Genomic DNA, 23079 nt, shown 5'->3' on the forward strand with positions numbered 1-23079 from the left:
GCTGGGGGTATTATTATGTTCTTTGAATTGAAAGGGTGTTTAAATATTGGTAAACTGTTGATAGTACTTAAGTAAAGGAGCCATGATTAATATGGATTTCAATATTTTTATGAACGATGTAGTATTAAAAGCACGTGAAGAAATAACCCAGGCGGGTTATTCAGAACTAACGACGAAAGAAGAAGTAGATGAAGCTTTAAATAAAGAAGGCACGACACTTGTCATGATTAATTCAGTATGCGGCTGTGCCGGTGGTATTGCACGCCCGGCTGCTTCTCATGCCGTTCACTATGATAAGCGGCCTGATCATCTCGTTACAGTATTTGCCGGACAGGATCGTGAAGCTACAGAAAGAGCCCGTGAATATTTCGAAGGTTTCCCTCCTTCTTCTCCTTCTTTTGCTCTGCTAAAAGATGGAAAAATAAAAACTATGGTTGAACGTCATGACATCGAAGGTTTTGAACCAATGGAGGTTATTGCAAAACTACAACGACAATTTGAGGAATACTGTGAAGAAGTATAATCAACATTAAAGTTGGGAGGATCTTTGTTATGCAAAGGTCCTCTTTTGTGTTGAAGAAATGGATTAATTGAGGTGGAATGCCTGGTGAAAATCGGTTATCGAACAATAAAAACAGCGGTAGGAACCCCGTTTGCGATTTGGGTCGCTATGTTATTAGATCTTGAAAACTTTGCATCGGCCGGAATCTTAACAATTTTATGTATACAAATTACTAGAAAGCGCTCGATATTATCAGCCTGGCACCGGTTTTCTGCATGTATGATAGCTATTTTGTTTTCTTTTATATTCTTTGAGGCAGCGGGATATAATCCGTTAGCAATCGGACTGATGTTATTCGTATTTATACCAACGACGGTTTGGTTGAAAATTACGCCGGGGATCGTTACAAGCTCAGTTATTATCCTTCATTTATTTATTTCCGAGCCTATCGGATGGGACATTATAATAAATGAAATACTGCTGATTATTGTGGGGATTGGGACAGCTCTGCTGCTTAACTTGTATATGCCGAGCTTAGAAGGCAAACTTGAGAACTATCAAACAGAAGTAGAAGATAACTTCTCAACCATTCTCAAAGAAATCGCCAGGTTTCTTCGTGATGGGAATGAAGGGTGGGCAGGTAAAGAACTCACAGACACTGCGGCACTACTGGAGGAAGCCAAGTCTTTATCATTTAGAGATGTGGAGAATCATTTATTAAGAACCCATAATAAGTATTATCATTATTTTCATATGAGAACGAAGCAGTTCGAATTATTGGAGCGCATGCTTCCACTTGTTACAAGAATTTGGGGAGACAACAAGCATGCTCAAGTGATTGCGGAATTCTTTGATGAATTATCAAAGGGCATCCATCCTGGGAACACGGCTGTTATTTATTTACAAAAGCTGAAAGATATACGGGATGACTTTAGAGAAGATGACTTGCCGGTTACGAGACAAGAATTTGAGAAAAGAGCCAGTCTTTTTCATTTACTAAATGAAATTGAGCAGTATCTTATTATTAAAAGGTCATTTAAGAAAAGTGATGTATAACCATAGGAGATTGAGGCATACTTTGAAAAAAGGGTGAAACCTATGCCTTTACTCAATATATTGTTAATAGCAGGAGCGATATTTATCCCTCCTGCTGTTACCGACGAGCCTTTGGTTATCGTGAATAAAACAACAAATGAACTAGTCGCTTTTCAGCACGGTGAACCCGTGTTCGAGTCGAAAGTAGCTACCGGTAAAACTGAAGAACTTACCCCTGAAGGAGAATTTACTTTTAAAGTAAAAGCAATAGATCCTTACTATAGGAAGAAAGATATTCCAGGCGGAGACCCTGAAAATCCTCTAGGCAGCCGCTGGATCGGATTTGATGCAAAGGGGACGGATGGAAGAATCTATGGGGTTCATGGTACAAATAAACCTGATTCAATAGGAATGGCCGTATCAGCAGGATGTATCCGGATGAAAAATGAGCAGGTGGAGAAACTTTATTCTATAGTAGAAGAGGATTCAGATATAATCATTATGAAGGGACAGAAGGACTTTGAAAAGGTTTATGAGAGCTGGGAGAGAGAGCAGTTAAAGCAGTATATTAAAGAATAACCGGGCCGGATCAGCTCGGTTTTTTTATGTGATAAAAGGAAGCCTGTTTGGTGCCAGGCTTCCTTTAAAGTGCTTATTATAAAAAGAAAGAAGCTCCTGCGAGAAGGGAAGAAAGAAACATAGACAAAATCATTAAATAAATGATAAATTTCATGCGTTTTTCCCGTTTAGACTTTTTCTTTTTTGTTGGTTGGTTTTGATCAGCCAAGGTTTAGTAACCTCCTTCATTTCCTACTAAACACATTTTAAATGATATTTTAGATTTGGACAAGGGAGAGAAATGAATTAAAATAGTATTATGAATTCTACTAATTTTTTGAAACGTAAGCGCTTTATTTCTGGTATGCTTATCGTATGGTGTTACTAAAGGGGGCAGACAAATGGGGAAGTCATCAGAAACCCAGCAAGGGAAACATAAATGGGAAAGTGATATGGAAAAAGCAGTGCAGCGGTTTCCTGAACGAAAAAAACAATTTCACACGAGTTCTGAAATAGACATTAATGCCTTATACACTCCAGAAGAACTAAAGACACAGGCATATGAAGAAAAATTAGGCTACCCTGGCCAATACCCTTACACAAGAGGGATACAGCCTACAATGTATCGCAGTCGTTACTGGACGATGCGGCAATATGCAGGGTTTGGTTCTGCTGATGAGACGAATAAACGATTTCGTTATTTATTAGATCAAGGACAGACAGGTTTGTCTGTAGCATTTGACCTTCCTACACAAATCGGGTATGACTCCGACGATCCCATGGCTGAGGGGGAAGTGGGCAAAGTAGGAGTGGCGATTGATTCCCTAAAAGATATGGAAGTACTGTTCGATCAGATACCGCTGAATGAAGTCAGTACGTCTATGACTATTAACGCGCCGGCCTCCATCCTGCTTGCTATGTATATTGCCGTTGGTGAAAAACAAAGGGTTAAACCTGAAGAGCTTACTGGAACCATTCAAAACGACATTTTAAAAGAGTATATTGCTAGAGGTACATATATTTATCCTCCTAAACCCTCCATGAGGTTAATTACGGATATTTTTGCTTATTGTCAGGAGAATTTGCCAAAGTTCAACACGATCAGCATTTCTGGTTACCACATTAGAGAAGCTGGATCAACAGCTGTTCAAGAGGTGGCTTTTACAATTGCTAATGGGATGGCTTACGTAGATGCAGCCATAGAAGCTGGATTGAAAGTAGATCAGTTCGCACCGAGACTTGCGTTCTTTTTTAATGCTCATAACCAGTTTTTCGAGGAAGCGGCTAAGTTTCGTGCCGCCAGAAGGATTTGGGCTAAAATAATGAAGGAGCATTATAAAGCAGAAAATCCAAAAAGCTGGAAAATGAGGTTTCATACTCAAACTGGCGGAAGCACGTTAACTGCACAGCAGCCTGACAACAACATAGTCAGGGTCACTCTTCAGGCATTAGCCGCTATAATGGGAGGAACACAAAGTCTTCACACGAATTCAAGAGATGAAGCGCTCGCGCTACCTACAGAGGAGTCGGCCCGGATTGCGCTTAGAACACAGCAGATTATAGCCCAGGAAAGCGGAGTAGCAGATACAATCGATCCACTTGGAGGCTCCTACTACGTAGAATCACTCACAAACCAGGTGGAAGAGCAGGTTAATGAGTACTTAAAACGAATTAAAGATATGGGAGGAGCTGTGCAGGCTGTGGAAGAAGGTTACATGCAGCGTGAAATTCACCAGACCGCATATGATGCCCAGAAACGTATTGAATCAAAAGAGGAGATCATCGTTGGTTTAAACGAATATCAGCTTGATGAAGAGATTAATCCTGATCTATTAAGAGTTGACGAGCAATTGGAAGCTAACCAAATTCAACGCACAAAGCAGGTTAGGTCGACCAGGGAAGAGGTTAAGGTTAATCAATGTCTAGAAGCTTTAAGAAATGCTGCTGATACAAATGAGAACGTTATGCCTCACATTGTATCGGCTGTAAAGGCATATGCCACTGTTGGTGAAATTGCAAATGTACTCAGAGATGAGTTTGGAGAATATACGGCTATGTAGGAAGGATGACGTAAAACATGAAACCAATTCGTGTGCTAATCGCCAAACCGGGATTAGACGGACATGACCGTGGGGCGTTAATTATTGCCCAGGCATTAAGGGACCATGGGATGGAAGTTATTTATACAGGCTTAAGGCAGTCTCCTGTGCAGATAGCAAGAGCTGCTGTCCAAGAGGATGTCGATGTGGTAGGACTGTCTTCTTTATCAGGCGCTCATAAGTCATTGTTTCCTAAAGTGGTAGAAGCATTGGCGGCTGAACAGGCGTCAGACATTCCGGTTATAGGCGGCGGCGTGATCCCTGCCGAAGATATCCCTTTTTTGGAAAAGAAAGGTGTCACTAAAATATTCACCAGTGGGTCTCCTACGGATGCCATTGCGGTTTACATCAAGCAGATGATGAACCTTGAAACGAGAGTGGAACCTAAAAGAATAGCCCATATAGGAATTGCTGTGGAAAGTCTGGAAGGAGCGCTTCCTTTCTATCAGAATACGTTAGGCCTGACTTTAGAAGCTGTGGAGGAAGTGGAGTCAGAAAAAGTAAGAGTGGCCTTTTTTTCCGTTGGAGATTCCAGGATTGAATTGCTCGAACCTATTAGCGATGATTCTCCCATTCACCACTTTATCTCTAAAAAAGGGCAAGGAATCCATCATATTGCTCTGGAAGTGGATGATATTCGCCAAAGGCTGCAGCAATATAAAGAAGAAGGCGTTAATCTGCTGCATGAAGGACCAAAGCAAGGTGCGCACCAGAGTGAAATTGCTTTTATACATCCTAAAGCAGCACATGGTGTGCTGTATGAACTTTGTCAACCCAAGCAGGAGGACTGATAGTGATGGATATTTACGATAAGATCAATGAGCTTTATGATAAACGACGCCAGGTTCAACTGGGCGGCGGAGATGAACGAATTGATAAGCAGCATGAAAAAGGGAAGTGGACAGCACGCGAGCGGATCGATCATTTACTCGATGAAGGTTCCTTCGTAGAACTAAATCCATTTATTGAGCACCGTCACGAGGATTTCGGTATGAATGGAAAAGAAGCCTCAGGTGAAGGAGTCGTAACAGGCTATGGAAAAATTTATGGCAAACCTGTTTATTTATTCGCTCAGGATTTTACCGTATACGGCGGGGCTCTTGGGGAAATGCACGCAAAAAAAATAGCTGCCGTAATGGATCTCGCTGTAAAGAACGGAACTCCTTTTATAGGTTTAAATGATTCCGGGGGTGCCAGAATACAAGAAGGTGTTTCCTCTCTTGATGGGTATGGACAAGTGTTTTACCGGAATTCTATCTATTCAGGAGTAATTCCTCAAATCAGTGTCATTATGGGGCCGTGTGCAGGTGGTGCTGTTTATTCACCTGCAATTACTGATTTTGTTATTATGGTGGAAAAGACTTCTCAAATGTTTATTACTGGACCTAAAGTTATCGAAACCGTAACAGGTGAAAAGATTTCTTCAGAAGATTTAGGGGGAGCAGATGTTCATAATACGTTAAGCGGTAACGCACATGTTAAGACAGAAAACGAGGCGGAAGCTCTAGAAGCGGTAAGAGAGCTGGTTCGTTATTTACCTCAGAACAGCAAAGAGAAGCCGGCTGTAAATGAAGTAGAAGAGTCAGATGATTATCGTCCTGATTTAACAGATAAAATTCCGTTTGATCCGATACGGCCTTATGACGTTCGTACCATCATCGATGAAGTAGTGGATGAAGGCTCTTTTTTTGAGATTCATAAAGACTTTGCTAAAAATATTGTAGTAGGTTTCGCTAGAATAAAAGGACAGACAGCAGGGCTTGTCTGTAATCAGCCTAAATACATGGCTGGCGGGTTAGATATTGACTCCAGTGATAAAGCTGCACGGTTTATTCGCTTCTGTGATTCATTCAATATACCTTTAATTACGTTTGAAGACGTTACCGGCTTCTTCCCTGGGATTAAACAAGAGCATGGAGGAATAATCAGACACGGTGCGAAGATTCTTTATGCCTACTCTGAGGCCACAGTGCCTAAGCTGACCATTATTACCAGAAAAGCTTACGGAGGGGCATATGTAGCTTTAAATAGTAAGTCGATCGGAGCTGACCTTGTATATGCTTGGCCTAACGCTGAGATTGCAGTAATGGGACCAGAGGGGGCTGCAAACATTATCTTTGCTAAAGAAATAAAAGATAGTGAAGATCCTGAGGCTACAAGACAGGCTAAAATAAGTGAATACCGGGAGAAGTTTGCTAACCCATATGTAGCAGCGGGCCTTGGCATGATTGATGATGTCATTGATCCTCGAGAAACAAGGATTACTATCATAAAAGCTCTTGAAATGTTAAAAAATAAGCATGAAGAAAGGCCTTATAAAAAACACGGGAACATTCCGCTTTAATTGACAGGGAAGGCATGTTCGGCTAACGTACATGGTAAACGTGTTACATAGAAAGGGGTAAAAGGATGGTTTCCATAAATAAAGAACGACTTCTAAATGAATTTTTGGAGCTGGTACAAGTAGATTCTGAAACGAAGTATGAAGCAGAAATCGCAACAGTACTTCAAAAAAAATTTAAAGATCTAGGTCTTGAAGTCATAGAAGATGAAGCGAAAGAAAAAACAGGCCATGGAGCTGGAAATTTAATTTGTAATTTAAAAGGGACCAAAAGTGACGCAGACCCCATTTATTTTACAGCACACATGGATACAGTGATTCCGGGTAATAACATTAAGCCTTCTATTAAGGATGGCTATGTAACTACTGATGGCAGTACGATCCTCGGAGCGGACGATAAAGCTGGTATTGCAGCGATTCTTGAAGCTGTGCGAACTCTTCAGGAGCAGGAGGTCGCACATGGAGACCTTCAATTTATTATTACGGTAGGAGAAGAAAGCGGTCTTGTTGGAGCAAAAGCCTTGGATGCTAAGCATTTAAAAGCGAAGTACGGTTATGCAATAGACAGTGACGGCAATGTGGGAAACATTATCGTTGCAGCTCCGACCCAGGCCAAAATCCTGGCTAAAGTAAAAGGGAAAACAGCTCATGCGGGAGTGGCGCCGGAAAAAGGGGTATCTGCTATAACTCTGGCTTCTAAAGCGATCGCAAAAATGCCCCTGGGCCGTATTGATGAGGAAACGACGGCGAACATTGGAAGGTTTGAAGGAGGGAAGCAGACAAATATTGTTTGTGATTACGTGGAAATCCTGGCTGAAGCTCGTTCTTTATTGCCGGAAAAAATGCAGAAGCAAGTAGAATTAATGAAAAAAGCATTTTACGAAACAGCTGAAGAAATGGGTGGAGAAGTAGATCTCGACGTAGAAATTATGTATCCGGGATTTAAGCATAAAGCAGGTGACCAGGTCGTAGAAGTAGCAAAAGCTGCCGCCGCTAAAATTGGCCGGGAGAGTGAACTCTTAACCAGTGGTGGAGGCAGTGATGCTAACATTATTGCCGGCTTTAATATCCCCACTGTAAACTTAGCTGTGGGATATGAAGAAATTCATACGACAAGCGAGCGGATTCCTGTATCTGAATTAGAAAAGGCTGCAGAATTTGTGACCGCTATTATTGAAGAAGCAGCCAGCCATTAAAATGAAACAGCCATGTATATTGCATGGCTGTTTTTATGATATAATGTGAGAACTAACGTTCGAAGGAGAAGGATGGGGACTATGTCTAAATGGTATCCGAAAAACGGACGTGTCATATTTCATGTTGATATGAACAGCTTTTATGCATCCGTGGAAATGGCATTCAATCCTGATCTTAGAGGAAAGCCTCTGGCTATTGCAGGGAATCCTGAAGAACGCCGAGGCATCGTCGTAACGAGTAGTTATGAAGCAAGGAAGTTTGGGGTTAAAACGACTATGCCCGTTGGGGAAGCAAAGCGGCTGTGTCCGAATTTAATCGTGATGCGTCCAACATTTGATCGTTATCGTGCAGCGTCCAAAGAAATGTTTAAAATCTTAGCAGATGTAACGGAGCTTGTGCAGCCTGTATCCATTGATGAGGGCTATTTGGATATAACCGGGTGTGAAGCTCAAGGCTCACCACTCGAAATTGCAGAACGGATACAATTGCGAATTCATAAGGAATTGGATTTACCCTGCAGTATAGGCATTGCACCTAACAAGTTTTTAGCAAAGATGGCATCAGATATGAAAAAACCAATGGGAATTACAGTGCTGCGTAAAAGAGACCTGCCGACAAAAATGTGGGTGATGCCCATTGAAGAAATGTATGGTGTAGGCGAAAAGACTGCAGAAAAATTAAGGAAAATAAAAGTCAATACGATTGGAGATCTAGCCAGTCATTCATCAGTTGAATTAAAACAGCTTCTTGGAGTCAATGGGGAAAGGCTTAGAAATAGAGCAAACGGAATAGATCAGCGGCCAGTGGATCCTGAGGCTGTACATGAATTTAAAAGTATTGGTACGTCTACAACCTTAGCTCAAGATACTACGGATGATGTGGAAATAAGAAGCGTCTTTAGGAAGCTCGTAAATAAAGTAGAAGCCCGGATGAAAAATAAAAACGTTGTTGCTAATAACGTACAGATTATGATACGATATCACGATCGAAAAACAATTACGCGAAGTAAACAGCAGAGTGAATTCTTATCTTCCGGAGATGAATTGTTTTATGTAGCTATGCATTTATTTGATGAACATTGGAACCAGCAGCCTGTAAGGTTATTAGGAGTGACTGCCCAAGATTTATCAGAGAAGTCTGAGGCCACCCAGCAGCTGGATCTGTTCAATTTTGAGCAATATGCATCTAAAGAGAAGCTTTATAAAGTTATGGATAGTTTAACAGAGAAGTATGGTGAGAACACTTTCAGGTCTTTAAAAAATATTCAGGAGGCAAAAGTGACAACCAGCTTCCAAAAAGACTTTCTTGATGATTATAAGAAATAGCCACCTTCTGATCAATTAACGAAGGTGGCTGTTTGTATTATGATTTATTGGAAGTGCCAGCTTTTTCTTTTTCTCTCGGCAAATTGAATGAAGTATTAAATGCTTTGAATAACTGTTCGAATTGATCAAGAATAGCTAATGCAAGAAGCCCATTTCCTTCGGCGGATTTGGGATAACCAAGAGGAATCGTGCGTCTTACCAGCTGGGCATACAGCTCTGCTTCGGTTAAACGCCGGTCGAATTGCTCCTCTGCAACTTTAGTGACCAGTGCTAAAGCACCGGATACATGAGGAGTAGCCATTGAAGTGCCTGAAAGCTTAGCATATTTACTATCTAAATAAGTGGATAGTATGTTCACTCCTGGTGCTACAATATCTATTTCGTCATTTGTATTACTAAACGGTGCGATTTCTTTATTAAAATCAATTGCCCCTACTTGAATGACTTCATTGTAAGCTCCCGGATAGGCGAACTCATCCGTCTCATGTCGGTCATCCCCCTCATTTCCTGCTGCACAAACAACGGGAATCCCTTCGTCAACGGCTCTTTTTACGGCTTCATATAGTTCAGGTACGTCACTTGGACCTCCAAGAGACATGGAAATGGCTCTCACTTTTTCTCCGTTATCGCCCTCCCAGTCAATTGCATACTCAATGCCGTCAATAATCCATTGATAATCACCGCTGCCATCCTCGCTTAATACTTTGACAACTAACAAATTTGCTTTTGGTGCGACACCAAAAATACCGTCATCATTAGCCGAGGAAGCAGCTGCCGTACCTGCTACATGAGTGCCGTGTCCGTTGTTGTCATCATAATTATCTTCATCTCCATCATAATCAGAAGTAAAGTTTCTGCCGCCAATAATTCGGTTTTTTAAGTCTGGATGATCAATTTGACAGCCCGTATCGATCACTGCAATTACACTTCCGCTGCCTTTATCAGCTCTGTCCCAGACCTCAGGAGCCTGAACCATTTTTACTCCCTCCGGCGTCTCAGAAGACACCTCAACGATCTCATCTACTTCATACGGAATCAAACGAATTTTACTCATAATACTCCTCCTTCATAAATGATCAACTCAGAAAGGGATAATTGAACGATAAATGTCTGTAAGTTCAGATGCATGGAATTAGTAGCATTATATCACCACATATGGTATATATTCCCTTGAATTCTTTTGTAAAACGAAGAGAAAGACCTAATTATTAATGAGATAATAGGTTCAATTTTCTTCTTTAAGGGAAAATACTTTTCAATACCATTAGAGAACGCTACTATAATAAGAAAGGTAATGTAAATGAGGAGAGATATTATGAAGTTATTGGAAGAAATTTTAGATCATAATGAAAAGTTTGTCGGAAACAAAGAATATGAAAAATATCAGCGAGGCAAACTGCCTAACAAAAAGATGGTCATCGTCTCTTGTATGGATACGCGGTTAGTTGAACTGCTTCCTAAAGCGATGAATGTAGGAAATGGTGACGTAAAAATTGTCAAAACAGCCGGGGCCGTCGTTTCCCACCCCTTCGGCAGTATTATGCGAAGTATTTTAGTGGCTATTTACGAGTTAGGTGCAGAAGAAGTATGCATCGTCGGCCATTATGATTGCGGCATGGCCAGCTTAGAAACAGAAAGTATAGTAAGTAAGATGAAGGACCGGGGGGTTCAAAAAGAAACCTTACATACTTTGAATTATTCAGGAGTAGAGCTGGAAAAATTCTTAAAAGGATTCAACAGCGTAGAAGAAAGTGTTAAGGAGAGTGTTGAAGTAGTAGAAAATCACCCATTACTGCCGGAAGGCATTCCTGTTCACGGATTGATTATTGATCCTGACACTGGAAGACTTGATAAAGTAAAAGACGGCTATCAACAGCGACTTTAAAGAAGTTGGGCCAAAACTGAATAAAAAACATAAAATAATCCGAATGATTTTGTAGAAATCAGTTCGGATTATTTATGTTAAAGAGAATTCACACTATCGCTCCGTCAAAATGGTTCACTGCTTTACTTATGTCTCAGCCTCTCACTATACCTTGAAAAAAGGAAATGGTGGGTACAGTCACCCGTCGATGACATTACCCACTAATCTTCGTATGTTTATGTGAGTTTATGTCACTAATCCTAACATAAAATTTAATTATTATTGATTTAATGTCAGATTTTCTTACATAACAACTGACATTTCACTGAATATCATCTATCCTTATATTTATAAAAGAGAAAAGGGGAGACGTTGTAAGTTATGTAGTAGATATTTTTCCATTTTTGCAGTAGTCCTGATTTAATCTTTTTAATTATAGGGAGGAGTTCTTAAATGGAACATTCTAAAAATTTTCAGCCAAATGATGAGTATAATTGGATAATGGATGTATCGGAACCCAATCAACTGCGGAATGCAATTCAGGAAATGAAACAACATTATATAAATAAGCTGATCAACGCTAATTTATTGGACCCGTCTGCCAGGGACGCATGTACGTTAACGTTAAGCCAGCTCAAAGCTATTATTGATCACAATCGGCTTACTGAACAAAAACCTGTAAAGCTGAATAATAATGTTGGTTAAAGGAGTAAATTATGTCTTCTTATAAAGATAAGAAAGTCATTACAATTGGGATTGTGAATGAAATCACAGGATTGACATGCCGAATGATTCGATATTATGAATCGCGTGGCTTAATATTTCCTGAGCGAACGGAGAGAGGTACTCGGAAATATTCTTTCTCTGATATTGAACTACTTATGGATATTGCGGATAAGCGTGAAGAAGGGATACAAACATATGAAATCAAAAAAGAATTATTAAATGACAATAAGAAACGTGAAGTCAGAGACAATATGATTCAGGGTCAGCTCAATGCTCAGTTTAATATGAAGAAACTTTAAGCCGTCATTGCATAATGACGGTTAGACCGTCGGGAAAGTTCTCGACAGTCTTAATTTTTGGTCTGAAGGCTTAGATTCGATTTCGGAAAGGGAAGGGACCGGCCGTTCCTTTTTCCGTTCCTTTTAATCACAAGAGGCTCTCGGAACCATTGAATCACAGAAAAAGACCTCATAAACGCCTATGGGTCTAGTGATCATTTATAGAAAAAGGGTATTAGGAAACGGCGAGACTCCTGTGGGAGAAACGGACTTGGTGAGAACCCGGAAGGCAAAGACTGAGGAGGCTTACCGTACGCCCACGGAAAGCGAGTCGTTTCCTAAAACCCTTACCTCTTGTTTATGCAAGATATGTTTACACTTAAGAGTAAACGATAGTTTCTCAACAAGCTGGCCGTCATTGCATAATGACGGTTTTTTTATGGTCGTGTTGAAAAAAATTATTACGGGCTTTTTCTAATTGTGATTGAACCACAATTAGAGATGAAGATGTTTGTGAACGTGCCACGTTGTCAGCAGCTCACAATAATCGTTATAATTTTCTTAATAGATTAAATTCTATTTTACAAATTCCACATGGTTATAAATGAATGACAGAAAGGGTGTGGTGATCTTGGAAGCCATAAGTAAGAATTTTTTCTTATTCCTTTCCAATAACAAAGTATTAGATCGTTTTGCAAAGCGATTTGGAACAAGCTTTGGGGCTGACAAGATTGTAGGAGGAGAAACGTTTAGTCAAGCAATACCTATTATTAAACAGCTTAACCATGATGGATTACAGGTCACAGTGGACCATCTAGGGGAATTTGTGGAGTCAAAAGATGAAGCTAGGAATCGAGCGCAGGAATGCATAGATACAATTCGGTCCATCGCTGATCATCAATTGAACTCAGAGGTTTCTTTGAAGTTAACGTCATTAGGCCTTGATATTAGTCATGATCTGGTAATGGAAAACATGAAAATGATTTTAGATGCAGCAGAAGCTGCGGGGATTACCGTTACAATTGATATGGAAGACTCTTCGAGGTGCGGAACTACACTGGATATTTTCAAATCTTTAAAAAAAGATTATTCGAATCTTGGAACTGTTATTCAATCCTATCTTTACCGTTCGGAAGAAGATATTGATGAACTTAGTTCCTATAACCCATATTTGCGGCTGGTCAAAGGCGCGTATAAAGAATCTGGCAAAGTAGCATTTGTAGATAAGGAAATGGTTGATTCGAATTTAAAGCGCTTAATTAGAAAGAATTTAGAGAATGGTCAATATACAGCAATTGCCAGCCATGATGATGCCATAATTGACTATACGAAAGAGTTAGAAGCAGAGTTGAAGATGTCTAAAGAACAGTTTGAATTTCAAATGCTGTATGGCATGAGGAATGAAACACAAAAAAAGCTTATTCAGGAAGGTTATACCGTACGCGTATATTTACCTTACGGTGAGGATTGGTACGGATATTTTATGAGACGTTTAGCCGAAAGGCCGGCGAATATCGCCTTTGCTATAAAAGGAATCTTCAAAAAATAAAATTGAGAGGGGAATTTTACTATGGTAACACCTTACAAGCATGAGCCATTCACTGATTTCACAATTGAGGAAAATAAAAAAGCGTTTGAAGAGGCTTTAAAAAAAGTCAAAGATGAGCTTGGACAAAAACATGATCTACTTGTTGATGGAGAGAGGATTCGAACTGATCAAGAGATCGTTTCAACAAATCCTGCGTATACTAAAGAAGTAGTAGGAGTTGTTTCTAAAGCCAATCAAGAAATTGCAGAAAAAGCAATTCAAGCTGCTTCTACCGCATTTGAGAACTGGAGGAAATGGGATGAGCGCGCACGGGCAGAAGTTCTTTTCCGTGCAGCCAGTATTATCCGTCGACGCAAGCATGAATTTTCTGCTTACCTCGTATATGAGGTCGGAAAGCCTTGGAAAGAAGCAGATGCAGACACAGCTGAAGCTATCGATTTCTTAGAATATTATGGTCGTCAAATGATTGAACTTAAGGACGGTAAACCGATAGAGAGCCGCGCAGGCGAGCAAAACCGCTATATTTACACATCAACAGGAGTTGCTGTAGTTATCCCGCCTTGGAACCTGGCATTTGCAATCATGGCCGGTACTACGGTTGCACCACTTGTAACAGGAAGCACAGTTGTTATGAAGCCGGCCAGTAACAGCCCGGTGATTGCAGCTAAGTTTGTGGAAGTCTTAGAGGAAGCAGGACTGCCTAAAGGAGTGCTGAATTTTGTACCGGGAAGCGGTGGCGAAGTAGGAGATTATTTAGTAGACCATCCCAAAACCGCATTAATTTCTTTTACCGGTTCTCGCGATGTAGGAACCCGTATTCTTAAAAGAGCAGCTGAAATTAAAGAAGGTCAGACTCACATTAAGCAGGTTATTGCAGAAATGGGAGGAAAAGATACGGTAGTTGTAGATAATAAATCTAATCTGGAAACGGCAGCTGAAGCGATTGTTGTGTCTGCATTTGGATTCTCGGGTCAGAAGTGTTCTTCCGGTTCTAGAGCAGTTGTTCATCAAGATGTGTACGATGAGTTGCTTGAGATGGTAAAAGAGCGGACTGAGAGATTAACTGTCGGCAATGCTTCACAAGAGAACGTCTACATGGGACCTGTGGTCGATCAGGGTGCCTTTGACAAAGTGATGAGTTATATCGAAGTTGGAAAAGAAGAAGGTCGTCTAGTCACAGGTGGAAAAGGTGATGACTCCAAAGGGTATTTCATTGAGCCTACCGTCTTTGCCGACCTGGCTCCGAAATCTCGCATGCAGCAGGAAGAAATTTTTGGACCTGTCGTTTGCTTTACTAAAGCGAAAGATTTCGATGAAGCGATCGATATTGCAAATAATACTGAGTACGGCTTAACAGGTGCGGTAATTTCCGATAATCGTGATCATCTGGAAAAAGCGAAGCGTGATTTTCACGTCGGAAACCTATACTTTAATCGTAACTGTACAGGCGCAATAGTAGGCTATCAGCCGTTTGGCGGTTTTAAAATGTCAGGCACGGATTCTAAAGCCGGCGGTCCTGATTATCTAGCCCTCCACATGCAGGCAAAAACTATCTCGGAAATGTATTAATACTATTTATGTGAAGAGCTCTTCTTACAGGGGAGCTCTTTTTCTTTTTCTTTTCATGATTAATCGCTATAATGATGGTTAAATAGTCATATTGTGACGACCTGAGAAAGGTATGGATTTATTATGGAAGTAAAAGAATTAATATTTCAAGTTGAAGATGTCCATAAAGCTACAGAATTAATAAGTTCAAGACTGAAAAAACCGGTTATAATTGAAAACAAAAACTTCGAGCTTATTTCATACAGCTCGTCTTTTGATGAGTTTGATCAGACTCAGCAAAAGACAATTTTGTCCAAGAAGTGTCCTATTTTTATTATTGATCGTCTAAAAAAAGAAGGAATTGTTCAGCGGCTTGAGAAGCGCCGGGATGCTATACGAGTACAGCCTATTGAAGAACTGGGTTTCCATCAGCGGATCGTGATTTCGGCTAAACATTTAGGGCATACAATGGGGTATGTATGGGTTCAGGAATCGGATCAGCTGTTAAAAGATGAAGAACTTACATTTCTTGAAGAAATAACCCCTCATATTGGTAAGCTGATCTATGACGTATATGCAAAAGCTAACGCGAAGGAAGGACATAAAGAAGAACTTATTTGGAAACTCCTGCATCACGAGTATGGAAGTGAGAGTCAAATTCGTCACGATTCGTCTCTGGCAAAACTAACGTTGCCTGAACGGTTTTCGGTAGCTGTATTTTCCATTACGACGCCTAAGCATAAATATATGCTTGATTATTTAGAGAAGGTGATCCAGCAGTCCTCTGAACGAAACAGAATGCTGTATTTAAAAACAGAATTTCAAATTATTATTGTTATAAATGGTCAGCTCAGTGGCGAATTTTCTTCCCGGGAAACAGCCAGAAGATTAATTGACGATGTGAAATTTGAAACGGGAGAAGAAGAGTTTTATTATTTTCTCATAGGGATTGGCAAAGAATACACGACACTATTTAATTTAAGGAAAAGCTTCCTTGAGGCTTTAGAGGTCATAGAAACGGCTAACTTTATTACTCCCCGTCCTGAATCCATGCCCAGAGAATTCGCTAGACTCGGCATTTATCGGTATCTGGCTGCTCTTTATGAGAAAAACAGCTCAGAGGATTACTATAGTGAAGACCTTCTTAAACTGATCCAGAACGACAAAGATAAGCAGACAAATCTGCTGCGTACCTTAGAAGTTTATCTGGCGAATAACGGTAAAGGGAAGCAGACAGCGACACAATTGTTTATTCATCCAAACACATTAAATTATCGAATTAAACAGATACAGGAATTAACAAATATTGATTTTAATGATTTTAATATGAAAAGCTACATTTATACTGAATTACTTCTTCTTAATAATGTGGAAGCATACTATCAGCGCTATATCGAAGCTTTATAAACCATCTCGTTGTAGAGGTGGTTTTTTCTTTTAAAAAATCAGATAGAACTATTTTCATTTGTTGACAAAATGTTACACTATAACTAATTCTTTTCAAGGGGGAACAATTACATATGTCGTTATCAAACGTATTATTTATTTTAATTCCGCTGTTGATTGTGATAGCTGTAGTCGGAGCGGTAGGCTTCTTCTGGTTAAAGATTAGATATCGTACAGCTAAATCTAATGAAGCTTTAATTATTACAGGCCCTAAGCTGGGCGATCCTGAGAAGGAGACAAATATCTTCACAGATGATGAAGGTCGTTCGATGAAAATTATCCGCGGCGGCGGCTATCGCTTAAAAATGTTTCAAACTTCCACTCCCGTTAATTTAACGAGTTTTCAGCTGAAATTGGAAACTCCAAAAGTTTATACAAATGGTGGAGTACCGATTGTCGCGGATGCAGTAGCTATGATTAAAGTAGCAGACAGTTTAAAGGGGATTGCTAATTACGCTGAACAATTCCTCGGGAAAAAACAAGATGAAATAGAACAGGAAATTGTTGAAGTGTTAGGCAGTAACCTTCGAGCCATTTTATCAAAAATGACTGTAGAGGGAATCAATGAAGATCGGGAAAGTTTTAACGAAAAAGTGACAAGCATAGCCCAAAAACAATTAGATGAGATGGGTTTTAAAATTACTTCCCTTGGGTTGACTGACCTGCGTGATGCGGATGAAGAAAATGGATACTTAGAAAACTTAGGAAGACCCCGCATTGCTGAAGTACGGAAGCAGGCTGAAATTGCAGAAGCGAATAGTCAGAGAGAAACGAGAATGCATGTAGCCCGTACAGATCAGGAAGCTAAGGAAGAAGAGTATAAACGAGAGAGTGCTATCGCTCAGTCACGTAAAGAAAAAGATATTAAAGATGCTGCTTTTAAGGAAGAAACAGAGAGGGCCCGTGCTCAGACAGAACAGTCCTATGAGCTGGAACGTACGAAGCTTGCAAAGGAAGTCCAGGAAGAAGATCTGCAGCTTAAACGCAGAGCGAAAGAAGAAGATCTTAACCTAAAACATATTGAAAGAGAACGCCTCGTTAAACTTGAGAATGAAGAAGCAAAAGTCAGGAAAGCAAAAACTGACGCCGAAGCATATGAAACAACAAAACGTGCTGAAGCCGACGCTCAAAAATCGTCGATTGCCGGAGAAGCGACTGCCCGCATTAAAAAAGAAGAAGGACTGGCAGAAGCTGAAGTTATTCGAGAGAAGGGTAGAGCCGAAGCGGAGTCCCGTCGTCTGATTGCAGAAGCAATGGAAAAACATGGCGACGCTATAATTGTTGAGAAAATGATCGAAATGATGCCTGTTTTTGCCGAGAAAGTTTCTGCCCCATTAAATAATATTGATTCTGTGAAAATTATTGACTCTGGAAATGGCCAGGGCGTCTCTTCCTTTGGAAAGAGCGTTACAAAGACTATGATGGATATGCATGAACCTTTAAAAGAATTAACAGGTTTAGATTTATCAAGTATGCTGGATTCTTTAAGTAAGAACAATTCTAATAACAATGAGAATAACTTATCTGAAGATCCGGAAAGAGAAACTCTGGCTTACAGCACCGCTGATAAAGATTAAATGAGCTGGCCGGGGATGAGAAGGCTGTCGAGGGAAAATCTCGGCAGTCTTTTTTTAGCTGCGATGGCTATGGTAATAAACAGAACTTTACTGGTCGCATATGAAACTTTTCAGGACCCTGATGCGTAAATAATAAGAGACTTGCGAAAGGACGTGAAGGAAATGGAAGAACATCAAGGAGAAGCGATAATCGAAGATTTTAAAAGGATATTTTTTGAAATGGATGATGCGGTCAAATGGACAGACAAAAAAGTACTGATGCTTGCCGCATCTGTTTATGCCATGAACGACTCCCCTTTTTCAGCATCGAGATATAGAGGGTTGTGTGATTTCATCAAGAAGGAAGCAAGTCTGTTTTCGCCTCTTAAATCCAATTTACGTTTTACCGCAGCAGCTTTTCTAGACGCTCGTTTTACGGATACCAGGGAGAAATACAGTGAATTTATTGAGATCTATGACAAACTCGTCAATAAAGGGTTTAAGAAGGGTAATTTCACGTACATTACGGCTTTGGTGATTTTAGCAGATGATCGATTAAAAGAAAATGAAGCTCAAATGGAACGAGCTTTAAAAGTATTTAAAGAGATGAAAAGTGAGCACCCTTTTATAACCACGAATGAGGATTATCCACTTGCTGTTCTTCTGTCTCAATTAGAGGGAGAGGCAGAGGAGATCGTGGCCAATGTAGAATACTTTTATAAACAATTGAGCAGAAATAATTTCTATAAAGGGAATGACCTGCAGTTTCTAAGTTATATCCTGGCACTCGACAAGAGTCACGACAAGGATGTATTAATTGATCGTGTTGTTCAAGTGTATGATCAAATGAAAAAAATCTCTATAAAACCAAAGAGTGTTCTTTACCCTGAGATTGGACTGCTTGCTCTAATGGAACAGGGAAAGAATGAGTTAGAAATGATTCAAAATATTAAAGATGACTTAGATCGCACGAAACACTTCAAATGGCAGAAAGACATTAACTTTAAAATGGCAGTTAATCTTTAAAATGGCAGTTAATCTTAATGTGAGTCAACGGTTAAAAAATAGTAACATGGTGGAAACCGGATTGTTTACTATAATGGAAGCTATTTTACAGGCACAGCAGGCAGCGATGATGGCAGGAATGGTGGCTGTATCTGCAGCGTCGAATTCTTCAAATTCCAATTAAACTGGTTAGATATTCGAGAATAAAAAAGCTTGAATGGATGTAGACATGATATTCCGTGGTGCCTCCAATAGAATCTGCAGAAAAAGGACAGGAAGTCGTTTCCTAGAATCCTTTGAATGTTTACTCTTTAGAGTAAACGATGGGATTTCAACAAGCTGGTAAAAAAACAGCCCAGAGGCTGTTTTTTTAGTGAAGGTCTTGAATCTCTACAGGGGTATAGCTGTGAGTCATTTGGGTAAGGTCCTGCGGGGCCAGTTGCGGCACTTGGTAGTAACTATGTTTGTTTTGATAAAGGAATACTTCATAGCTCATTTCAATGAGATTCGGCACGCTGTCCGCCACTACTCTTCTAAGCACAGGGTTCGTCATTTCTAAAGCTGTCATAGACATTAATGAAGCTAAGCTTTTTACCTGGCCCAGCATATAGGCGGAAATTCCTTGATCAGAAAGCTCTTTAATCGACTGGTTGGGCTTTTTAGGTTGAGCGGGCTGCATTCCATAGATAACGTCATTGCTCTGCTCCATTTTATAAATATGTGTGGATTCTGCTGGTTTACTGCCTGTCTGCAGACACTCCACCATAATATTATAAAGCTCGGTTAAAAATCGAGATTGACGATCTGCCATTTGTTTGAGTTCCGGATCCTGCATATGCTGATTGTAAAGCTGATATTGATCTAACAAGCTGATAATAGATGCAATAACCTCGTGAGCGTCGAATAATTCGTGTCCCCCATGACTGATGGAAGGGGGCATTTGTTCAGACGGCTCGGTATTAGGATTTGGTACTTGCTGGTCCATGTTTGATTCCTCCTGATAATAAGATTCTTCTCTATTGTGGTTTAATCACAAATAAATATGTATTATAAACAGGCACAATTCATCCTTTATACAATAGGTGAAGCGGGTGTTTAGATAGGGGGAATTAGCAGCAGTACTTTATTCGAAATAAAAAAAACCGGGCAGTTAAATGCCCGGTAGATATTAACCAGTATTTCGAAGCCCTGCTGCAATCCCGCTGATTGTTAGCAAAACTTCCGTTAGTAATTCTTCGTCAGTTTCATCAAGTTCGCGAAGCTCTTTAATTAAGTCAACCTGCAAGAAATTTAAGGGATCCACGTAAGGGTTACGCAAACGAACAGATTCTTGGATTGTAGGCTGATGATCTAGAAGCTCATTGTCACCTGTGATCTTTAGAAGAATATCTTTTGTTGTATTATATTCATCAACAATATTTTGGAAGATGCGTTCACCCATTTCCTCATCATTTACAAGAGCGGAATATTCTTTGGCTGTGTGCATATCAGCTTTCGTAAGCGCCATTTGTAAATTATCGATGGTTGAACGGAAGAACGGCCAGTTTTCGTACATCTGCTGTAAGTTAGTTAAGTTTGAATCGTTTTGTTCTGCATATTCTGCAAGTCCTGTACCAGCTGCATACCAGGCAGGCAGGAGCTGGCGGTTTTGCGTCCAGGCAAATACCCATGGAATGGCACGTAAATTTTCAAATTTAGTGCTGTCTTTTCGTTTCATTGGGCGGGAGCCTATATTTAGTTCACTTATCTCTTGAAGGGGAGTGACTTCGTTAAAGTAAGTTAAGAAATCTTTATCTGAAAAGACAAGGGACTGATATTTCTTCAAAGAAGTGTTAGCTGCTTCTTCCATTACTTGTTCCCAATGCTCTTCCCAGCTTGTTGCCTGTTCAGTTTCTTTAGAAACATGAGCAGCACCTTCCAGAAGAGTTGATACTCCTTGTTCTAAACTGCGATAGGCAATATCAGTAATTAAGTAACGGGAGGATAAAACTTCACCCTGTTCAGTTATTTTTACCCCGTCACCTAACGTTTCTACCGGCTGTGAAGCAATGCTTCGATTCAGAGGTCCGCCTCCTCTGCCTAAAGAACCACCGCGGCCATGGAAAAACTTAAGTCCGACATTATATTCTTTAGCCATTTCATGGATTTCCTGCTGTGCCTTATACAATCTCCAGTTCGCGGTTAAGGTGCCGCCGTCTTTACTTCCGTCTGAATACCCTAACATGATTTCCTGATCTTTACCTCGGGCATCTAAATGTTTCTTGTATACATCCATGGAGAACAAAGTTTTTAATATTTCAGGTCCTGCTTTTAAATCATCTACTGTTTCAAGTAATGGAGCAACATCCAATCCGCTTTCTACCTTTCCATCTGCATGAAGTCTGTATATACCTGCTTCTTTAGCTAATAATAGCACTTCAAGTAAGTCACTGGCAGATTCAGTCATGCTGATTAAATAGACTTGAATTGAACGTTCGCCAAATTCTTTGTGTGCTTCCCGGATCAGCTGGAAGACCTTGAGCATTTCCTGAGTCTCTTCGGAATAATCTTCATTAAGCAATGAAATCGGTCGCGGGTCCTTTAATACCTTTGAAAGAAGTTCTATTTTTTTGTCTTCACTTAACTCAGAATAGTTTTCTGTAATATTTACTTTTTGCAGTAGTTCAGTAATAGCCATTTCATGTTCACCGCTATGGTTGCGGATGTCTAATGTAGCTAAATGGAAACCGAAAAGCTTCACTTGTCTAATTAGCTTCTTTAGCATTTTGAGCTCTCTTTTAGATGGATGATGGAAATGGACGCTTTCTTGAACTTCTTGTAAGTCGGTTAATAGTTCGTCAGCTTCGTTATACCCGACTTCAGATTGCCCCACTTCTCTCAGACGTTCAAGAATGATAGCAAACTTACGACGGTAAATTTCACTATCAACGCGCCAGCGCTTCTCATGTGGAATAGAAGATTCTTCTTCCTGAACAGCTCTCAGGAAACTTTCACTTACCTTCACTCGAGTAGTGGAGTGGCTGAATCGTTTCATCAATTCGATTAAAACCGTTTCATATTTTTTAAGTACCAATTTACGATGACTTTCAAGTGTAGACCACGTCACTTCCGGGGTAACATTAGGGTTGCCGTCTCGATCGCCACCAATCCAGGAACCGAAGTGTAAGAAGTTGGGTACTGACCAATTTTCTTCCGGATACAACTCTTCCAGACGATTTTCAAGTTCCTGATGAATGTCAGGGAGTACATCAAATAACGTTTTGTCAAAGTAGTACAATCCATTTCGAACTTCATCCATCACTGTCGGTTTACGATGACGGAGTTCATCCGTCTGCCAGAGTACTGTTACTTCATTAAATAAGCTTTCCTCAATATTCTGCCTTTCCTGGTCCGTTAATTGAGGGTGATCGAGTTGAATCAATATATTGGCGATTCTTTTTTGTATTTCCAGTACAGTACGTTTAGTAGCCTCAGTGGGATGGGCTGTGATAATCAGCTCGAGAGACAGGTCGTTTAAAACATTTTGTATGACTTCTTTACTAATATCATTATTTTTAAGGTTTTTTACAGCACTCTCTAATGAATAAGGCTGAACGCCGTGGTCTTCCCGAAGTTGATATTCTCTTCGTCTGCGGATTCGGTGATTTTGTTCCGCAATATTTACGAGGTGGAAGTAAATAGAGAAGGCTCGAATAACCTGGGAGCGAATTGGCGGCTTAAGGTTAGAAATCTCTTGTTTCAATTGCTCATAATTCTCTGCCTCGTGGTTTTTTCTTAAATCTTTCGTTAACTTTCGAATAGATTCTACTTTGTTAAGCAGTTCTTCTCCACCATGATGAACTAGAATTTCACCCAGCATGTTTCCTAGTAAGTTTACGTCCCGGCGAAGCGGTGTCGTATGATCGTTGTTTTTAGTTTGTAATGTCACGTTGTCACCATCCTGTATAATCGTTGTGATTACCACGGTTTTTCTACCGTGACTCATATTTTAATTATGTTATCAGAATTTTTTGGATAGTCAAATGAATAGATTACCAGCGGGATAATTGC

21 protein-coding genes are annotated in these 23079 nt (G+C 40.1%); 17 read left to right on the forward strand and 4 right to left on the reverse strand.

What is annotated here, in order from left to right; genetic code table 11:
• Positions 1-85 precede the first annotated feature (85 nt).
• The 3 genes from LF822_RS02210 to LF822_RS02220 all read left to right on the forward strand — a co-directional run bounded on the left by LF822_RS02210 (position 86) and on the right by LF822_RS02220 (position 2116).
• Entirely contained in the window at positions 86-523 is a 438-nt protein-coding gene (locus tag LF822_RS02210; RefSeq protein ID WP_253923435.1) for a BrxA/BrxB family bacilliredoxin, read from the forward strand.
• Positions 524-604: 81 nt separating this feature from the next.
• Complete coding sequence (locus LF822_RS02215; RefSeq protein ID WP_253923436.1) at positions 605-1558, forward strand: aromatic acid exporter family protein; 954 nt, start codon at positions 605-607, stop codon at positions 1556-1558.
• A 42-nt stretch (positions 1559-1600) separates the two neighbouring features.
• Positions 1601-2116: a L,D-transpeptidase gene (locus tag LF822_RS02220; protein ID WP_253922327.1), complete on the forward strand. Its 516-nt coding sequence runs from the start codon at positions 1601-1603 to the stop codon at positions 2114-2116.
• A 76-nt stretch (positions 2117-2192) separates the two neighbouring features.
• On the opposite strand, the gene prli42 is transcribed toward LF822_RS02220, so the two are convergent.
• A complete protein-coding gene (gene prli42 / locus LF822_RS02225) occupies positions 2193-2324 on the reverse strand; it encodes a stressosome-associated protein Prli42 (RefSeq protein WP_253922328.1) in 132 nt (43 codons plus the stop codon).
• A 172-nt stretch (positions 2325-2496) separates the two neighbouring features.
• Here prli42 and LF822_RS02230 point away from each other — a divergent pair, with 172 nt between their 5' ends.
• The 5 genes from LF822_RS02230 to LF822_RS02250 all read left to right on the forward strand — a co-directional run bounded on the left by LF822_RS02230 (position 2497) and on the right by LF822_RS02250 (position 9057).
• On the forward strand, positions 2497-4155 hold the full coding sequence (locus tag LF822_RS02230) for an acyl-CoA mutase large subunit family protein (protein ID WP_253922329.1): 1659 nt from the start codon (positions 2497-2499) through the stop codon (positions 4153-4155).
• 17 nt (positions 4156-4172) lie between these two features.
• A complete protein-coding gene (mce, locus tag LF822_RS02235; protein WP_253922330.1) occupies positions 4173-4985 on the forward strand; it encodes a methylmalonyl-CoA epimerase in 813 nt (270 codons plus the stop codon).
• Between the two features lie 5 nt (positions 4986-4990).
• Positions 4991-6538, forward strand: a complete 1548-nt coding sequence (locus LF822_RS02240; RefSeq protein ID WP_253923437.1) for an acyl-CoA carboxylase subunit beta — start codon at positions 4991-4993, stop codon at positions 6536-6538.
• Positions 6539-6603: 65 nt separating this feature from the next.
• Positions 6604-7731 (forward strand): M20/M25/M40 family metallo-hydrolase, encoded by a 1128-nt coding sequence (locus tag LF822_RS02245; RefSeq protein WP_253922331.1) that lies wholly within the window; start codon positions 6604-6606, stop codon positions 7729-7731.
• Between the two features lie 81 nt (positions 7732-7812).
• Positions 7813-9057 (forward strand): DNA polymerase IV, encoded by a 1245-nt coding sequence (locus LF822_RS02250; protein WP_253922332.1) that lies wholly within the window; start codon positions 7813-7815, stop codon positions 9055-9057.
• 37 nt (positions 9058-9094) lie between these two features.
• Here LF822_RS02250 and LF822_RS02255 read toward each other — a convergent pair whose 3' ends face one another.
• On the reverse strand, positions 9095-10111 hold the full coding sequence (locus LF822_RS02255) for a S8 family peptidase (protein ID WP_253922333.1): 1017 nt from the start codon (positions 10109-10111) through the stop codon (positions 9095-9097).
• Positions 10112-10372: 261 nt separating this feature from the next.
• Here LF822_RS02255 and LF822_RS02260 point away from each other — a divergent pair, with 261 nt between their 5' ends.
• The 9 genes from LF822_RS02260 (at position 10373) to LF822_RS02300 (ending at position 19213) form a co-directional block, all read left to right on the forward strand.
• Positions 10373-10942 carry a beta-class carbonic anhydrase gene (locus LF822_RS02260; RefSeq protein ID WP_253922334.1) on the forward strand — a complete coding sequence of 190 codons (570 nt, stop codon included), beginning with the start codon at positions 10373-10375 and terminating at the stop codon, positions 10940-10942.
• Positions 10943-11374: 432 nt separating this feature from the next.
• Positions 11375-11626, forward strand: a complete 252-nt coding sequence (locus tag LF822_RS02265; RefSeq protein WP_253922335.1) for a Fur-regulated basic protein FbpA — start codon at positions 11375-11377, stop codon at positions 11624-11626.
• A gap of 11 nt (positions 11627-11637) precedes the next feature.
• Positions 11638-11946: a MerR family transcriptional regulator gene (locus LF822_RS02270; protein ID WP_253922336.1), complete on the forward strand. Its 309-nt coding sequence runs from the start codon at positions 11638-11640 to the stop codon at positions 11944-11946.
• 610 nt (positions 11947-12556) lie between these two features.
• Positions 12557-13474, forward strand: a complete 918-nt coding sequence (locus LF822_RS02275; protein ID WP_305881976.1) for a proline dehydrogenase family protein — start codon at positions 12557-12559, stop codon at positions 13472-13474.
• A gap of 21 nt (positions 13475-13495) precedes the next feature.
• Positions 13496-15043 (forward strand): L-glutamate gamma-semialdehyde dehydrogenase, encoded by a 1548-nt coding sequence (gene pruA / locus LF822_RS02280; protein ID WP_253922338.1) that lies wholly within the window; start codon positions 13496-13498, stop codon positions 15041-15043.
• Positions 15044-15166: 123 nt separating this feature from the next.
• The gene (locus LF822_RS02285; RefSeq protein ID WP_253922339.1) at positions 15167-16429 is read left to right on the forward strand and encodes a PucR family transcriptional regulator; all 1263 of its coding nucleotides are present in this window, start codon (positions 15167-15169) and stop codon (positions 16427-16429) included.
• Positions 16430-16542: 113 nt separating this feature from the next.
• Positions 16543-18045: a flotillin family protein gene (locus tag LF822_RS02290; protein WP_253922340.1), complete on the forward strand. Its 1503-nt coding sequence runs from the start codon at positions 16543-16545 to the stop codon at positions 18043-18045.
• A gap of 162 nt (positions 18046-18207) precedes the next feature.
• Positions 18208-19050: a DUF4003 family protein gene (locus LF822_RS02295; RefSeq protein WP_253922341.1), complete on the forward strand. Its 843-nt coding sequence runs from the start codon at positions 18208-18210 to the stop codon at positions 19048-19050.
• 1 nt (position 19051) lies between these two features.
• Complete coding sequence (locus tag LF822_RS02300; RefSeq protein ID WP_253922342.1) at positions 19052-19213, forward strand: hypothetical protein; 162 nt, start codon at positions 19052-19054, stop codon at positions 19211-19213.
• A 186-nt stretch (positions 19214-19399) separates the two neighbouring features.
• Here the strand turns inward: LF822_RS02300 and LF822_RS02305 are convergent, their stop codons facing one another.
• Both LF822_RS02305 and ppc read right to left on the reverse strand, forming a co-directional pair.
• On the reverse strand, positions 19400-20014 hold the full coding sequence (locus LF822_RS02305; protein ID WP_253922343.1) for a spore coat protein: 615 nt from the start codon (positions 20012-20014) through the stop codon (positions 19400-19402).
• 183 nt (positions 20015-20197) lie between these two features.
• On the reverse strand, positions 20198-23014 hold the full coding sequence (gene ppc, locus LF822_RS02310) for a phosphoenolpyruvate carboxylase (protein ID WP_483867084.1): 2817 nt from the start codon (positions 23012-23014) through the stop codon (positions 20198-20200).
• Positions 23015-23079: the final 65 nt, after the last annotated feature.

This window comes from Halobacillus sp. A5, assembly GCF_024189315.1.
In the GTDB taxonomy this organism is placed as follows: Bacteria; Bacillota; Bacilli; order Bacillales; family Halobacillaceae; genus Halobacillus_A.

Coding starts and splice junctions, on each gene's coding strand:
- LF822_RS02220 (WP_253922327.1), top strand. CDS start 1,601: ATGCCTTTACTCAATATATTGTTAATAGCAGGAGCGATATTTATCCCT.
- LF822_RS02230 (WP_253922329.1), top strand. CDS start 2,497: ATGGGGAAGTCATCAGAAACCCAGCAAGGGAAACATAAATGGGAAAGT.
- mce (WP_253922330.1), top strand. CDS start 4,173: ATGAAACCAATTCGTGTGCTAATCGCCAAACCGGGATTAGACGGACAT.
- LF822_RS02240 (WP_253923437.1), top strand. CDS start 4,991: ATGGATATTTACGATAAGATCAATGAGCTTTATGATAAACGACGCCAG.
- LF822_RS02245 (WP_253922331.1), top strand. CDS start 6,604: ATGGTTTCCATAAATAAAGAACGACTTCTAAATGAATTTTTGGAGCTG.
- LF822_RS02250 (WP_253922332.1), top strand. CDS start 7,813: ATGTCTAAATGGTATCCGAAAAACGGACGTGTCATATTTCATGTTGAT.
- LF822_RS02255 (WP_253922333.1), bottom strand. CDS start 10,111: ATGAGTAAAATTCGTTTGATTCCGTATGAAGTAGATGAGATCGTTGAG.
- LF822_RS02260 (WP_253922334.1), top strand. CDS start 10,373: ATGAAGTTATTGGAAGAAATTTTAGATCATAATGAAAAGTTTGTCGGA.
- LF822_RS02265 (WP_253922335.1), top strand. CDS start 11,375: ATGGAACATTCTAAAAATTTTCAGCCAAATGATGAGTATAATTGGATA.
- LF822_RS02270 (WP_253922336.1), top strand. CDS start 11,638: ATGTCTTCTTATAAAGATAAGAAAGTCATTACAATTGGGATTGTGAAT.
- pruA (WP_253922338.1), top strand. CDS start 13,496: ATGGTAACACCTTACAAGCATGAGCCATTCACTGATTTCACAATTGAG.
- LF822_RS02285 (WP_253922339.1), top strand. CDS start 15,167: ATGGAAGTAAAAGAATTAATATTTCAAGTTGAAGATGTCCATAAAGCT.
- LF822_RS02290 (WP_253922340.1), top strand. CDS start 16,543: ATGTCGTTATCAAACGTATTATTTATTTTAATTCCGCTGTTGATTGTG.
- LF822_RS02295 (WP_253922341.1), top strand. CDS start 18,208: ATGGAAGAACATCAAGGAGAAGCGATAATCGAAGATTTTAAAAGGATA.
- LF822_RS02300 (WP_253922342.1), top strand. CDS start 19,052: ATGGCAGTTAATCTTAATGTGAGTCAACGGTTAAAAAATAGTAACATG.
- LF822_RS02305 (WP_253922343.1), bottom strand. CDS start 20,014: ATGGACCAGCAAGTACCAAATCCTAATACCGAGCCGTCTGAACAAATG.
- ppc (WP_483867084.1), bottom strand. CDS start 23,014: ATGAGTCACGGTAGAAAAACCGTGGTAATCACAACGATTATACAGGAT.